Here is a 15,229-nt window from a genome sequence, read left to right as displayed (position 1 = left end):
GGGGACTTGAGATATGCCGGTATTTATTAATGAAGTTGTCACAGATATTCAGGAACCCGTGGTTGAAGCAATGGAAGAACAACCAAGTGCACATCAGCAGCCACTCTCTGTGGCCGAAATTGAATTGGGGGAAACCCTCGATCGCATTCGTCAAAGACAAGAACGTTTACAAATAGATTAAGGATGTATAGGTGACATTGAGGGTGTACAGATGGCGTTGATGGAAAGCAGGTGGAATAGCCGGGTATGACAGAAGAAGCCTTTGTCAGTTCACGTCCCAACTTCAAAGTGGGAGGCGAGCTTCGGGAAGATCTTCACGAAGCCCTTACTGGTATGGTCATCAACCTACCATTAAGTGGCTGCGGGCATGCAGAGCTGACATTGAGCAATTGGGGACGGCCACAAGGTGAAGACGATCCCGATTTCACATTAGCCGACTTGCAACTGGGTGATGAGATAGAAATTCTCATGGGAGAGGATGAGGAAACCAGGATCTTCATTGGCGATATTACCGCCATTGAAGAGCAATATGGAGAAGGTGCCCCCACACTGGCGCTGCTGCTCCAGGATCGCCTGCATAAGTTGGCTCGGATGCGTGACAGCCGGGCATTCGAGGATATGAGTCCCAATGATGTGGTCAATACCTTGGCCAGTGAAGCCGGTCTGACTGCCGACGTAAACGTATCCGACATCAGCAGCCACTGGCATCAACTCAATGAAAGCCATCTTGCCTTCTTAATGCGCCTGCTGTCCCGTTTCGATATCGCCCTTAGACTCAATGGCGACCAGTTACGCGCCAAGCCGGAAGAGGAAGACCCCGATCCCATATCGCTGGATGCAGACGATAACGCGCTGAAGATCCGCCTGCTAGTAGATCTCAACCACCAGCCAACGGCCACAACTGTCTCCGGTTACAACGTTGCCGATGACGAAGCAACAACCTTTGAAGCCAATTCCCTTGATCCTGCCCCTGAAGGTACGGCCGCCGCCAGGGCGCTCAGCCAATTAAGCTGGGACGGAACGGAGGTTGTCCCACATCCGTTCGCCCGCAGTAATGCGGAAGCCGAAGCCTACGCCCGTGCCCATTTCCATCGTCAGGCCAAGCGCTTTGTACAGGGTTCGGTAGTCTGTCAGGGAGAAGCAGCCCTGCACAGTGGACGCGAGGTGGAGCTGACGGGTATTTCACCTCGTCTGGCAGGCCGCTACCAGGTCGTTCACTGTGTCCACCGCTTTGACAATCAGGGGGGGTTTGAAACCCATTTGAAAGTAAACCGAGCCGACTGGAGTCCAGACCAATGAATGTCCATACCCTGGGACAACTCAACAGCCTGCAGCTGGCGCGTGTCACCGACAATGCCGATCCGGATCAGCGGGGTCGCATCAAAGTACAGCTGCAAACCGCCCAGGTTGAACTGTGGGCCAGTGTGGTGGCGCCTTCGGCCGGCAATAACTATGGAGCCAGTTTTATACCCCGTAACGACGAAATTGTGGTGGTCGGCTTTCTGAATCCCGACACCCCATTGGTACTAGGCAGTATCTGGTGTGGCAACGGTAGCGTTCCCGAAGATATCAATGCACAGGAAGATCAATATGTGATCCGCACCCCTGCCGGCACAGTGGTGGAATTTGATGACAATGAGGGCCCCAAAGTCGAAATGCGTACCCGCTCGGGTTACCGGGTCACGGTGACCGAAGAAAACGGCGGTGAGGTACAGATAGAGAGAGGCTCCCAGATAGTTACCCTGACCTCCTCTTCGATCGATATCAATTCCAGTGGACCGGTCAACATCAACGCCTCTCAGGTCAGCGTATCCGCCAGCATGGTACAGGTGGATGCCGGCATGTCGCGCTTCAGTGGCGTAGTACAGGCCGATACGGTGATTGCGACCTCGGTCGTGGGTACAACCTATACGCCGGGAGCAGGCAATATCTGGTAAGAGCTGAAAACGCAGGCCGCACAAAGGTTAGGAAACACAAAAGGCAAAGACACAAGAAAATAGACAATAAACGGCACGACAACAGTCATGAGACGAAGAATAGAGAACTATAACGGTACCTCCATGGAGCTTCTCCAATGAATATGATGCAGACACTGCATAACGTTCGGCTTAAGGCGCCTTTCTTTGCGAAAGATCGCCATAGTGCCCTGTTGCGTTATCTTGATCCGGACTTCGTCAACCGTTTCAGACAAGACATCCAGCAGCGACGTTTTTCCCAGGCGACATTTGGCGATTGGATCGAAGAGGAAAAACACAGCCGCCATGATACCAAGCCGGTACTCAGGCTTCCCTCCCACCGGGCCTTTCATCTGGTGTGCTGCGAGGTGGTATGTGAGCGCTTTGGCCTACCCGCACTGGACCCGGCGAGGATTACCAGTGCGGGTTTTGTTATACGGCGCCGCCAGAACGGTATCGAACAGGCATGGATGCTGGAAGAAGGAGAAGCCCTGGGCTGGCAAAGCGCTGCGGCGGAGCTACGTGACCCGGATCTGGACCGGCGTCTGTGCCGCAATGGAGTGCTTCATGCCCGCAACGACAAGCCCGCCTACAGCGGAGAGGAGATTCACCCACTGCATGTATTGAATTCACGGGACTCTGACGGTAAACGCCATACATTGCTGTTCGGTTACCTTCCTCTGGGTGGATTCTATTACGAACGGCAGGCTGAATCAGCGATTGACACTCAATCAATGAATGAAGCCAAAGACTACATGGCCCGCTCACTCCCCTGGCCTTTTGGATACCGCGAGGGTAAAAACCAGAGTTGGCGGACAATCCACAATACTCCGGTGCAGACCGGTGTTCCCAGTAAGGCCATGTTCGAGCTATTGCGTCTGTGGGTCACGCGCTACCATCTTGGCAAAACCGATGTCGCCGAAAATGCGGTATTGGAAGCCATAGCCGATCATCTGGATTTCATTGATGAAAGCAAGATACCTGCAATACTCAGGCGCGCCGGCTATGGGCCTGTCCAGGCTCAACAATACAAAGCCTATCGCAAATACAGTCTGCTGCATTATCTCAAATCCTGTTACCAGAAAGGGGGCGACAATCCGTTGGTGGCCTGGGTGATCCGACAGGAGGAAAAACTGGCGGTCAATCCATCAGCCAGCCTCGATGCTTTACCCAACTCCAGTGGTTCCGGCACTCTCAACCTGAGTTTAAAAATGGTTGCCAGCGACGCCCAGGAAATCCGCCATGCGCTTAACCAACGCTTCACCACACAGACCCTGGCGAAAACCAAAGAAATCCCCCTGCCCAAATTCGGGCAGGAAAAAGAAGATGTCTTTGAAGTTATCCCTTTTGTTCGTTCGCTGAATGATGCGGGAAAGGAACAGATTCAGTGGGCCGACCCTGAAGCCAGATCCTTTCAGTTCAGGGTAGCAGCACCATTTGATCCGGAAGCCAGCCGCCCCTCCCTCATCCAGATGCCCAGCCTGCGCGATCTCAAGCGTGGTCTGGCTAAGGGCGCCAGCATCCTGACTCCGGGCGATACCTTTGACATGATCAACGGCCTCAACACCAAGGAAGGTGTAGGCCCCGATCTGGTCAAGAACAACAGTAATTCCGGACTTGGCATTCAGTGGATCTGCAGCTTTAGCCTGCCGGTCATCACCCTGGTGGCGATGATACTGCTCATGATCATGATCGTTCTGTTGAACATTGTGTTCTTCTGGCTGCCGTGGGTTCGTATCTGCCTTCCATTTCCCAAGATAGGTAAGTGAGGCCGTTATGCCGATACCCATGCCCAACATTCAAAGCTGGCCTCTCAACGGCGTCGACGAAGACGGCAGGATAAGGTGGTCCCGTGCTGATACCAGTGTCCGCGAAAGCCTGCTGAATATTCTGTTGACCCGACCGGGAGAGCGCCTGCAGCGACCGGATTTTGGTGCCGGTTTATTAAATTTTGTGCATCAGCCAAATAACGAAACGACGCGCAACCTTATTGCCGGAGTCGTACGGAAATCGATACAGCTCTGGGAAAGCCGGATTTTCGTGGACAGTGTCGAGGTCATGCCCAGTCCCACTCACTTGGCAGATGTTCACATCACGATTCGCTACCGCATGAAACACCTGAACCAGCCCGCTGAGTTGGGTCTAACCCTCAACCTGGGCGCCGTACGGTGACACAAGGAGAATAGAAGATGCCGTTACCCGTCCCGAATCTGGATGATCGACGCTTCGACGACCTGGTCGCCGAGTCTAAGGCACGGCTTGCAGCGCATTTGCCCGAACTGACCCAAGTGTCTCCTGGGGATCCGGTTCACACGGTTATCGATTTGTTTTCCTGGCTGACCGAAACCATTTTATACCGGGCTAATCTGATACCTGAGCGTCAACGCCGGATCTTCCTAAACCTGCTGCAAATACCCTTGAGACCAGCCATCCCAGCCAAAGGTGTTGTCTGTATCGACGCCGGTCCCACCAGCATCCAGTTACCGTCATTGGTCAAGGACGGCACCCAACTGCGCGCAGGCCAGCAGCCGGTAACTGTTTTAGGTGAAATCCAGCCTACCCCTCTGACACTGCAGGTGTTGATCAAACAAGCATTGTCGACAGACGATCTTGAAGCACTGGGCATGACCCTGAATGACCTTCACGAGCAGTACGGCCTGCGTAAAGGCGAAACGCCCAAGCCCTATCAACCCAAACGTCTGATCGTCGGTCAGGACATTATCAACCTTACCCCCAGTCTGGATAAATCTGTCTATCTGGCCGCCATTGCCCCCAAACAATTGGAGGGCCAGCTTGGGTTACTGCGCGACAACCTGGCTGGAATCCGCCTGAATGTCGCCCTCGCCCCGGCTGACAATGTGGAAGGTGATGCGGTGACAGAAACCAGCGCCAGAGCTCTGGTTTGGGAACTGATCAGTCTCGCCAATGACGGCAGTGTTCGTCATCTCCCATTGGAACAGCTCTCAGATACCTCTCTTGGCGGACGCCAGGTCGGTGTCGTCAGATTGCAACTGCCCAAGAATAGTGCGCTGTTTAGAGATTTTGCCAATGCCGACCCGATGTTTGACGGCACCAAAGCCTATCCACCGGCACTGGACGACGCAATCGAAGCTCAGCGGGTGGCCTTCTGGATAAGAATGCGTTCCCCGGATGAACCGGACCTGCAGCTGGGCTATATCGGGCTCAATGGTATCGACGTTGTTGCCCAGGGAATGCGCACTGATCGTATGGTTGGCCTGGGAAGCGGGCACCCGGATCAGGTCGTCGCCCTTCCGGATGCCCACGTGGACACCAACACCCTGGCCCTTGATGTGGAAGATCGCGGCACCTGGGTCCGCTGGCAGGCAGTGGACCAACTGGCCAATCAGGGTGGCGAAGCGCGGGTTTTCAGATTGAATCGGGAAACCGGCCTGGTGTATTTCGGCGATGGTCAGCGATCCGGAATGCGACCCCCGGTCGGCGCGGGTATCCGTATTGCTTCCTACCGCTACGGCGGTGGCACTACGGGGAATCTTCCCGCCGGGACCATTAAGGAAATCGTCAACGGACAGTCCCGACATAAACTGCGCCACGAGTGGCCGCTAAAGGGCGGTGTTAATGCTGAAACCGTAGAAGAAGCCGAACGCCGTATCCCTACATTCCTGACCCATCGTAACCGGGCAGTCACGGCTGAAGACTTTCAGTTGATCACTCGCCACAACCCGATTAACCCGGTAGCCAGAGCAGAAGTCATCCCCGGCTTTATACCCGGCGCCACACTGGATGCAGCAAACTACCAGGTTCCCGGAGCCGTCAGCCTGTTCGTACTTCCCCCCGCAGAGCGGGTGCTGGGCAATACCCCCAAACCCACCAAAGGACTGTTAAAGGACGTATTTGAATATGTCTCTGCCCGCACCCTGGTGGGAACAGAGCTCTATGTTTTGAGTCCGATGTTTATCCCCGTAGCGGTCAGCCTGGTCATCCAGGTGCTCGACGCCAAGACCGAGCAAACCACTATTCAGGCGGTCAAGCAGGCCATGGTCGATTATCTCTGGTTGCTGGCCCCCGGGGGTGCCCAGGGGCGTGGCTGGGCTATGGGAAAAACGGTCAGGGCCAATGAACTACTGACCCAGGCTGCCCGAGTTGCGGGTGTGCTTTCGGTTAATCCTGTCGCCTTGTTTGCAGAAAAAGATGGGGAATGGAAAAGGGTCAGCGCCAGTGAAGGACTCCTTTTAGAGCCCTACCAGTTGCCGGACTTACAAGGAGTCGGAGTGGTCATTGGTCAGGTTGGCGATACGCCTGCCCTACCCGGCGGACTAAAAGGTGGCGATGGCTCCAGTGACAATGGGGTTGCCGTGCCCGTTATTCCGGAAGTGTGCTGATGGATACCAATAACACCCGCTATTTTCTGTTCCGCCAAGCCGAGGAGTTTGAACAAGGCTCCAGTCGGCTGTTGTGGCACGGCAAACACCAGGCGTTGATGCTTGCCCAGAACCAGACTTTGCGATTACCGGAGGTTGATTTCGGCTCCGCCCTGACAGCTTGGGAAAACGCAACTCCATTACTGGCAGATCAGTTCGGCCAGATTGCCCGCTTTACCGTTGATCGTACAGCTATAGAGTTTAACAGTGGCAGGGGCTATCTACCGCTCCTTGATGGTGAGCTGAACCCGGTGGTAGCCCCGGCAGGCGAGTTTACGGATGCTTTTCTTAGTGGTCGTGGCCGTCTTGTTGCCGGTTATAGTAACGGCTCTGACCAACACGGTGTATTGGTTTTTGACCTGGCACGCCGCTGGCAAAGCGATTGTACCGTCGATCAACCAGCTGTCCGCGTCTGGCTCGACCCGGAGCAAAGAGCCTGGAGTGTTGGAGAATCCAGCCTCGCACTGTGTATGGGTGAGCCGCTCCCGCTACCCTACGCTCCCAAGGGAGAGCGCTTTGAGCCGGATATTATCAATCCCAATTCTCTGCAACAGCAATGGAGCATTCCACTACCAGCAGGTTGGTCTGCACTGGCCGTATCAGGGGACCAGCATTATCTCTACCTGTTGGTACACGATAGTGCCGGCGCCCAACGCATAGGCAAGCGCCCTCTTAACGAAATAGCCAACCGACCTTTTGAATGGTTTGAGTTGGCCGGCAACGTTCCATTCTCCATCGATTTGATGAAGATCGATGAAAATCGCCTGGCATTACTGGCCCCTAAAGAACCCACTGATACGGATTTTATCCGCCGGGACTGTCCGGTGGTCCAGTTAAAGGCCGCTGAAGGCTCAGAATTAGGCCAGGCAGTGAGGATAAACGAACGCTATCCCATGCTGTCCCAGGCAGTACCACGGTTTTGTTCCTGTGCTGATGGCCAGGTCCGCTATCAGGCAGACCCCGACCCCGACTACCCCGGTTTCGATGAACGTCCCCGGGAGCTGCATGCTTTAAGGCAACCGCACTACCACCTGGAAGCCAGTGCACTGCTACAACAGGTTCTGGATTCCGGAACTCCCGAAACTTTGTGGCACAGGCTTTATCTGGATGCCTATATCCCATCCGGGTGTTCCATTCAGATTTCAGCCCGGGTATTCGAAACGCCAGAGCAGCGCGGCGGTGCTGAAATCATCGATCAACCGTCACCTGTCTGGAATGGCTTACCGTCCGAATTAGCCTACCAACAACCGTTTTCCGGCTATGCGCCAAACGAGCGCGGAGTGTTCGAAATTCTATTGCAACGGGAAGGCGGCGCGGTACGTCAGCTACGGGGCCGCTACCTGCAACTGCAAGTGCACTTCCATGGAAATGGCAAACAAAGCCCAGCCCTGTATGCCATCCGCGCCTACTATCCACGGTTTTCCTATCAGGAGGCCTACCTTCCGGAACTGTATCGGCAGGAATTGTCGGTAGATCCGACAGACTCCGAAAACCGGGCCAATGGCGCTGATATCCGGGAACGCCTGCTGGCCTCGTTTGAAGGTATGTTAACCCCTATTGAAGGACGCATTGCCGCCAGCGAGCAATTGCTGCATCCCATAGCCGGGCCGATTGACCAGTTGCATTGGCTGAGTGAATCACTCGGCGCTCCCCTGCCAGTTCATTGGCCCGAGGCGCGGCAACGTCGCTGGGTTCGCCAGGCCACTCTGATACAGGCGTTTAAGGGAACCCTGCAAGGTCTGCGTCTGGCATTGGACATCGCCAGCGACGGCGGTGTCGAGAGAGGCGAAGTCGTTGTTGTCGAGAATTTTCGCTTGCGGCGGACACTCGCCACCATCCTTGGACGCAACATGGATGACCGCGATCACCCACTGACTCTGGGTACCGGTATGAGCGGCAACAGTATTGTCGGCGACAGCCTGATTTTATCGGATATCAATGCCAAAGAGTTTTTTGCCCTGTTTGCGCCGGAACTGGGAGACGAAGATGAAAGAGCCGCCGCGGCTCGCTTCTTCAAGGAATATGCACATCGCATCAGTGTGATTCTTAACGGTGCCGGGCGGGATAAACGAACGGTCATCGCTGAATGCCTGCTGCAACAGATGCCTGCTCATCTGCAGTGGCAATTGATAGAGACCGACAGACCTTTTGTTCTGGGGACATCTCCGTTGCTGCGGGTGGATACCTTTATTGAAGTGGAACCCGGCCCCAGCCCGGTTGAACTGAATTCGACTCAAATCGGTCTTGAAGACGTGCTGATAAACCCGGCCGCCTTCTCACCCAGAGATATCAATGCCCAGCCATCGACAGCATAAGGAGAAGGCTGAATGACACACTATGATGATTTGCCCACCCTGGAACAGGATGACGATCTGGCGGAGCCCCTGCGGCGGGTAGCCTATGAAGCCGGCATGATGCTCGGACTTGAAGCCACCCGGGATGAACAGGCTTATCACCGCCGACGGCTCACCCGGCACCAGTACTGGATGCATGGATATGGCACCGTTGCTGGTCTGCATGTACGTATCGAACCGGATAACCATGAAAACGATACAGATTCGGTATCGGTTCGCATTCATGTCACTCCCGGTATTGCGGTTGATGGTCTAGGGCGGGAGGTATTGGTCCACGAGACCTATTGCATTGATTTGCGGCAATGGCTGGATGCCAAAAGTGAAGCAGAGCTCGCCGAAGGATTCGCCCTGGCGGACAACCTTCTCTGGCTTAAAGTCACTATCCGCCATAGAGACTGTCCTGTGGCCCGTCAACCCGTGCTAACCAGCAAACTGAATCTTAGCACCGACCCGGTTCAACCGAGTCGCACGGCTGACAGTGTCTATCTTGAGTTGATTCCTGAATTACCGCCCGCTTCAGCTGATACTCGCTTTGCGCCCTGGGGCAGCCATACCCCGGTTAGCGATGCCGATCCCCCCCTGACGGACGAGGAACAGACGTACCTGACAGAACTTGAAGCCGTAAATGAATCTGCGGCACAGCGTCTCCAACTGCAGGCGAGACTTTTACGGGCACTCGACGCCCATGGAGTGTCCACCGACAACCTCTCCGATCAGTTGGAGAAAGGAGCTCGGTTACTACTGGCCCGAATCAGTATAGACACCTCAGATTTAACCAACATCATCGTAAATCCGGAACGTATCGGGGTGAACAACCTGGTGCGTCCCTTCCTGATCACTGCCAGCCAGCTTGCCTGGCTTCAGGATCAACCCACGCCCTAATCCGGAGGAGCCACAATGAGCGATATCACCTTTCAGCCTCTTGGCGATCCTCTGGCAGCCGGGGAACGCCTGGAGAACATTGCGGACATTGATCCGCGCATGACCCGTACTCACTATTTTGATGGCCGCCTGCTAACGGCAGAAGACCTGGAACGAGACCAGATTTATCTCGACCAGCGCCTGCGGGAAGTCGGTAAAGTTCTGGGTCACGGTATTCTGCGCGGCCTCGATATCAGCTATGACAAATTTAACGGACTATTAACCGTTAATCCCGGTCAGGCGATCACTCCGGCTGGGCGGGTGCTTCACCTGGGCAGCTCTTTGCTGGTGGATCTAGGTGACAGAGCCCTGATCAGCCAGATGAATAGCGGCAAGTACCGTCGTTTCAATCGCGCCTTATTCGCCGTGGTGCTGCGCTATGTTGAGGTCGCCACCGACATTGCCGAGGTATTTCCCACCGATCTGGCTTCAAAACGCGGAGCGGACTATGCATTGGTCACCGAGTCGGTTCAATTGGGGCTGGTGCAGCTTCCCACAGGACTTGCCCAACTGGACTCACTGCATGTCCGGGCGGGGTTGATACGCGAGCTACTGGGCAATTCGGAAGCAGAATCCTTCATCCCCGAGGACGGCATCGCCCTGGGGATTCTGGCCATTCAAAACGATACACCGCAGTGGCTTGACTCTCAGCTACTTCGTCATCCGCTACGCGCCGAAATATGTCCCGGTGATCTTCAGCGTGATTTATCGCGTCAGTATGAAGCACTGATGGTGGACATACTGGCCGCACGAAGCGCCGGTAGCCTGAATAACAATTTTGCTGCCCGTGATTATGTCGACCTGATGCCACCGGCCGGTTCCCTGCCCAAGGATTCGGTAGACCCGGTCAACGGCTATCAACGCTTTTTCCCTGACTATTTTGATGTGCATATTGCCCCGATTCGGGAAGCGGAACTTGCCTTGATTAAAGCCGAATCCATGGCACTGCCGAATATTGATCTGGCACGGGGGGACGATGCGGATGTGGTGATCCTGGTGCCACTGAGCAATCAAGTGTACGGCCATTTCGCGCGCCAATTGGAACGGGATTACAACCCGACCACAAGGGACCTCCCCCAACTGGATCTGCTAAGGCTGAAGCTTTATCCCACACGGCCGGTGCATCAGATCGACACGGATGCCACTGTCTGGCAAGCCATATGGGACCAATTCGAGGGTGAAACCCTGGTGTACGTGCGGCGCCCGGTGCGCGCAGCAGAAACCAGTGTCAGCGGCATCATCCTGGCATTGGGTATCGAACCGCCTCCTCCACCACCGAGCGACGGTGGGGATACACCACCCGATGACGGCGGAGGCGGCGACACACCACCCGGTGATACGGGCGGGACTGGTGACGGGGTCATCATCGAGGATGAAGATACCGTATTCCTGCGATTCCTGAATTTCAAACTTCTCGCCCAAGTCCGGCCGCCGACCACCAATGATGGAAATATTGCGGTGGAACAGTTGCTCGACGCTTTTGGTGAAGACGCCCGCACCGTGAGACTGGTCAATGATCTCCTGCTGCGTATCGAGCGCCACTATGATCCCGTGGTTTGGCAAACGTTACGGCTGGGCGCCGGAACCGGAGCACTGGAAAAAGTCCTCGATCAGTTGATGCAGATCGACCCATCCGCTGTGGCAACCGGAAAGACGATTGTGAATATGGCCGGCTCATTCGATATGCCCAGAGAGCTGCAAAACCAATGGGTGGATTTGGTGAACAAATTGAATTCATAAGCGTTGCTGATCTGTTGATCCTGTGGCTTTGGCCACCTGCCGCTTTGTGATGGTATACAGGAGAAGGAACATGGCATTTATCGCCCTACATCGCCCGATAGCCAGCGATTCCAAGCTGGAGCGGTTACATCTTTTCCCGGGACGTCACTTGGGAGAAGAGGAGTTTGACCGTCGGCAGGCCTATGCGGATGCCAGACTTGAGCCCCTTCTGGGAACCCACTCCACCGGAATCATTTATGGCCTGACCCTGGAAACACGAGCCTCCGGCAGTCTGGCCGACAGTGAGAGCTTTATTGTTACCCCGGGATTGGCAGTCACTGCAAAAGGACAGACACTCTCCACGGCTCGCCCCCTAAGGGCCAACTGGCAGGCCATGGTCGACGATTACCTGACTCGCACGGCCACCACAGACGCAACAGGTGTCTACTATCTGATACTGCGGCAAAGTCAGCACACCATCGACAGCCCCACGGTTGAACCCTGCCAGCGGGCCGAATTCGACCCCACGCGGGACTCACGACTGGTCACGGTCACCACAGTGGAATTCAAACGCATTGCCGTGGCCTCCAGTCTGGTAACTACAACACCAGCCGCCCAGCTGCAAAACTGGATCGCCTCCGAGCGGGTTGACGGCACCTTTCTACAGGGATTCCAGCAATCGGTGCCCCTGGCCATGGTGGCTGTCAGCACAACAGATGATGTTCATACCATTGAGTGGGTATCGGTTGCCGCGGGTCGTTATGAAGCAGTGCCGTACGCTGGTTACCATACATTGATGAATCAGGTTCATGCGGCCTTCCGGGATATCATGCGCGCCTTTTCCCTGCCAGCCAACTCAGATCCACTGGACACATTCCTGGACGCCAATCTGAAACTGGATTTCCTGCCGGCGGCGGGCCAATTGCCGCTTAAATGGCTACAGCAGCCGGATTCTGTTACGCCCAACATCCCGTGGTTCCCCAGCCATCTCAGCATTGATATGGTTCCGGTACCCACCGATACAGTCAGGGATCTTGTAGCCCGCCATCTGCCCAGACGAGTGATCGACTTACGACAACCGGCAGGTGATCGTATTCGACTGTTGTTGGCCATCGATGAGTCAAACTTTCGGCCGGACCTCCTCAATATCCCACCAATCGATGCCAAACTCGCCAGCGACATCTACCGCTTCTACATGAGAGCCTATAACGCCTGGCGGCGCTGGCGTATACAGTTCGACTATCTTTATTACGTGTTGCCGTCCGGAGAAGCGCCCCTACCTGCCCCCAATACCGAGGTAGAGCACGCAGTGCTTGATCCGGAACAATTCAAACAGATGGACCTGCCAAAACCAGCGCTTCCGCCTTTGACTCCAACGGATTTATTCAACAATGTGCGCTCACGTGCATTGGAGGAATTGCTTGGTCCCGGCGACACTATTGCCCCCTATCCCTACAGTTTGAGTAATCCTGAAGCACCGGAATTTTATACCGGCTGGCTGGTGAATGTTGACGGTACCCTTGTGCCGCCCCCGATCCCCACGCCAGAGCAGGATGGACTGGTGATTCAATACGCCGTCGCCCTGGTTGATCTGGAAGAAATTGAAAACCAGATCCGGGCCATCCGCACCCGTCTGGAGAAAACCCGGGATCTGGTGCTGTTGGAACGCCAGCAATTGGACACACAAACGGTCTCGCTGGCCTCCCTTGCTGGGGGTGTTGCCGGCGACGGCAACGGACTACAGGTGGCCAGGTGGCTTCCTTATGCCAGTCTGAACACCAATATGGTTCCCCAAGAGGTCATTTATCAGGCTTCTGGCGGAACAGCCTCTGCCGCCCCAACAACCACAGAAGGTGGTACATCCGGAGGGACGGAATCCGGTACTGGCGAGGCCACCAGCGGAACCCTAAGCTTGAATGCCAACGCGCTGTTGCTGGAAGCCAATTTTGCCGATAGCTATTCCGCCCTATCCTACTCCAGTACTCAACCCTCCGCGTCCTATTCCATTTACGACAGCGGTTCGAGCAAGGCCAACTACAGTCAGAAGATTTTCAGCCAGAACCTGCTGAGTTCAGCCCTGAATACCAGTGCCAAAACCTCAAAATCCTTCTTGAGCTTCAAGCCGCAGACTTATTCCGCGTTTGAACTCGGCATTAACAAAAAGCGTCTGGACTTACTGGCGAATCTAAGCAAGAGCCCGATCAGCAAACCCGCCTACCAGCCCAAGGAGTTCCGCTTCGGTGTGCTCGACCATATCAGCCCCGAAGTAAACGAATATCAAAAGGCCTACTACGGCATGCAGGATCTGCTGGCGACCCTTGCAGATTTGTTCGACCCCACTGATGCCAATGCTCTGAGAGCCAAACTTAAAAGCCTGATCTCCGGAAGCGGGCTGGTTGATCCGGCGATGCTGGAGTCCAATATCACCACAGAAGCCAATCGCATCCTCAATGAAGAACCGCTCCCTGACCCCAAACCAAGTTTCGATAAGGTTCGTGGCCTGGTGGCTAGTCAGTACCGCTACGATGCGCTATTTAAAGCCGGCAAGATACTGACCCAATGGATCGCGATCTGCGAGGCCCGCTACAACAACATTGAGCGTAAACTGCAGGGCAAGCTGCGGGAGCATACCCGCAAGCTGGCACAGATCGACAAACTCAGTGGACTCATTCGGGTCGCGCGCGAAACCCTGGAAAACCTCGATAGGGTTTTCGATGAACAGGTAGGTGATTTCGGTGTCGCCCAACGTTTGCTCGAGGAAGACTGGCGCTCCGTATACGACATCAACCAGGAGCGCTCGCGCATTTTGACCACTGCTGTCCAGGGTCTCTACTACGTACGCGAACGCAGCACACCAGTGACTAAAACGCTGGTTGATCCCCTGGAGATGCGGCATAAGAATCCAGACGATGTTGTACCCGGTTGCGATTGGCATACCGATGTAGAACTGCCGGACGAGCTCGATACCTTCTTTGATGCGGTAGTGGAATTACCGATGGATGACTGGGCCGTGCTCAAGCCGCTACAGCCTAAACTACCTCCTTTCCATCGCTTTGAATTTATCAATCAGGTCAGGACAGCGCGCTTCAAGTCACGTCCGAAGCGAATGTTCAGCTATAGCCAGACAGAAACTCTGCATGCCCGTCTGCTGACGGTACAGCAACAAACCCAGACCATCATGAATCAATGGTCCAATCGGGCACTTCCCGATGTTTACAAGAGTGCCTCCAGTACCCAGCGTACCGCAGCCAAAGTCATGTCGTTGGAGGACTTGTTGTCCCACGGACGGGGCCAGCTGCGCCAGCAGGCGCAACTGCTGCACGACCGTCTGGAACAATGTACCTACTGCCTGTTGGAAAAGCTGGCATTGCTGCCCGGCTCGTTGCGTCTGCAATGGGGACAGCTTGCCGAAGATGACCGTATCAAGGTTGATCAGGTCGCCTACTGGCCAGGGCTTGAAACCGCAGAGAAGGACGATTTCAAAGCCACCCGGACCTTATCTGAGTTGATCGCCTGGCTATTCAAGCAACTCAGCGATGATGCCGACGCCAATAGCAAAACGGCGCTCCGGAATCTGGTTCGTGCTGTACTGATTTACGCCTCGCTGGGAGACCCACAGGAAATTGTTCGCGGCAAAGTATTTTTACCGCCAAAACGGGCCAACCCAGGTGAAAGATTCCGCGTCAAACTCAATCGCCGCCTGGTTCAGGGCGCTCAGTTAAAACTTCTGGATGAACGCCAGCAAGTTGCGGCAGAACTGACAGTTGAAGACGATGATAACGATAGTACTGAGGTGCGAATTGTGAATATGGTAATTCCCAATATTGCAATTACCAGCCGCTTTGCCGTGGTCGGTAAGGGTCGTTCAGGAAAATAGTTC

The 15,229-nt window shown here is 55.0% G+C and carries 10 protein-coding genes; all 10 read left to right on the top strand.

Annotated features, from left to right (window positions below; genetic code table 11):
- Window positions 1-13: 13 nt before the first annotated feature.
- The 10 genes from BTA51_RS30305 (at window position 14) to BTA51_RS26545 (ending at window position 15,226) form a co-directional block, all read left to right on the top strand.
- Window positions 14-181, top strand: a complete 168-nt coding sequence (locus BTA51_RS30305) for a hypothetical protein (protein WP_168188308.1) — start codon at window positions 14-16, stop codon at window positions 179-181.
- Between the two features lie 65 nt (window positions 182-246).
- The gene (locus BTA51_RS26585; RefSeq protein ID WP_094712118.1) at window positions 247-1,299 is read left to right on the top strand and encodes a phage late control D family protein; all 1,053 of its coding nucleotides are present in this window, start codon (window positions 247-249) and stop codon (window positions 1,297-1,299) included.
- Window positions 1,296-1,937 (top strand): phage baseplate assembly protein V, encoded by a 642-nt coding sequence (locus BTA51_RS26580; protein ID WP_094712117.1) that lies wholly within the window; start codon window positions 1,296-1,298, stop codon window positions 1,935-1,937. Before BTA51_RS26585 ends, BTA51_RS26580 begins: the two co-directional genes overlap by 4 nt.
- Window positions 1,938-2,074: 137 nt before the next feature.
- Window positions 2,075-3,724, top strand: a complete 1,650-nt coding sequence (locus BTA51_RS26575; protein WP_094712116.1) for a hypothetical protein — start codon at window positions 2,075-2,077, stop codon at window positions 3,722-3,724.
- 7 nt (window positions 3,725-3,731) lie between these two features.
- A complete protein-coding gene (locus BTA51_RS26570; protein ID WP_094712115.1) occupies window positions 3,732-4,127 on the top strand; it encodes a GPW/gp25 family protein in 396 nt (131 codons plus the stop codon).
- 17 nt (window positions 4,128-4,144) lie between these two features.
- Window positions 4,145-6,316, top strand: coding sequence for a baseplate J/gp47 family protein (locus BTA51_RS26565; protein WP_094712114.1), 2,172 nt, complete (start codon window positions 4,145-4,147; stop codon window positions 6,314-6,316).
- Window positions 6,316-8,670: a phage tail protein gene (locus tag BTA51_RS26560; protein WP_094712113.1), complete on the top strand. Its 2,355-nt coding sequence runs from the start codon at window positions 6,316-6,318 to the stop codon at window positions 8,668-8,670. Before BTA51_RS26565 ends, BTA51_RS26560 begins: the two co-directional genes overlap by 1 nt.
- 12 nt (window positions 8,671-8,682) lie before the next feature.
- Window positions 8,683-9,591 (top strand): hypothetical protein, encoded by a 909-nt coding sequence (locus tag BTA51_RS26555; RefSeq protein WP_094712112.1) that lies wholly within the window; start codon window positions 8,683-8,685, stop codon window positions 9,589-9,591.
- Between the two features lie 15 nt (window positions 9,592-9,606).
- Window positions 9,607-11,370, top strand: coding sequence for a hypothetical protein (locus tag BTA51_RS26550; RefSeq protein WP_094712111.1), 1,764 nt, complete (start codon window positions 9,607-9,609; stop codon window positions 11,368-11,370).
- A 70-nt stretch (window positions 11,371-11,440) separates the two neighbouring features.
- Window positions 11,441-15,226 (top strand): hypothetical protein, encoded by a 3,786-nt coding sequence (locus tag BTA51_RS26545; protein ID WP_094712110.1) that lies wholly within the window; start codon window positions 11,441-11,443, stop codon window positions 15,224-15,226.
- Window positions 15,227-15,229 lie beyond the last annotated feature (3 nt).

Origin of the sequence: Hahella sp. CCB-MM4 (assembly GCF_002260525.1) — a bacterium.
GTDB lineage: Bacteria > Pseudomonadota > Gammaproteobacteria > Pseudomonadales > Oleiphilaceae > Hahella.
Note: the sequence above shows the minus strand (reverse complement) of the source record. Positions and strands in the feature narration are given on the sequence as shown.

What these genes read in the sequence shown, in the direction of transcription:
- BTA51_RS30305 (WP_168188308.1), top strand. Translation starts at nt 14, where the DNA reads ATGCCGGTATTTATTAATGAAGTTGTCACAGATATTCAGGAACCCGTG.
- BTA51_RS26585 (WP_094712118.1), top strand. Translation starts at nt 247, where the DNA reads ATGACAGAAGAAGCCTTTGTCAGTTCACGTCCCAACTTCAAAGTGGGA.
- BTA51_RS26580 (WP_094712117.1), top strand. Translation starts at nt 1,296, where the DNA reads ATGAATGTCCATACCCTGGGACAACTCAACAGCCTGCAGCTGGCGCGT.
- BTA51_RS26575 (WP_094712116.1), top strand. Translation starts at nt 2,075, where the DNA reads ATGAATATGATGCAGACACTGCATAACGTTCGGCTTAAGGCGCCTTTC.
- BTA51_RS26570 (WP_094712115.1), top strand. Translation starts at nt 3,732, where the DNA reads ATGCCGATACCCATGCCCAACATTCAAAGCTGGCCTCTCAACGGCGTC.
- BTA51_RS26565 (WP_094712114.1), top strand. Translation starts at nt 4,145, where the DNA reads ATGCCGTTACCCGTCCCGAATCTGGATGATCGACGCTTCGACGACCTG.
- BTA51_RS26560 (WP_094712113.1), top strand. Translation starts at nt 6,316, where the DNA reads ATGGATACCAATAACACCCGCTATTTTCTGTTCCGCCAAGCCGAGGAG.
- BTA51_RS26555 (WP_094712112.1), top strand. Translation starts at nt 8,683, where the DNA reads ATGACACACTATGATGATTTGCCCACCCTGGAACAGGATGACGATCTG.
- BTA51_RS26550 (WP_094712111.1), top strand. Translation starts at nt 9,607, where the DNA reads ATGAGCGATATCACCTTTCAGCCTCTTGGCGATCCTCTGGCAGCCGGG.
- BTA51_RS26545 (WP_094712110.1), top strand. Translation starts at nt 11,441, where the DNA reads ATGGCATTTATCGCCCTACATCGCCCGATAGCCAGCGATTCCAAGCTG.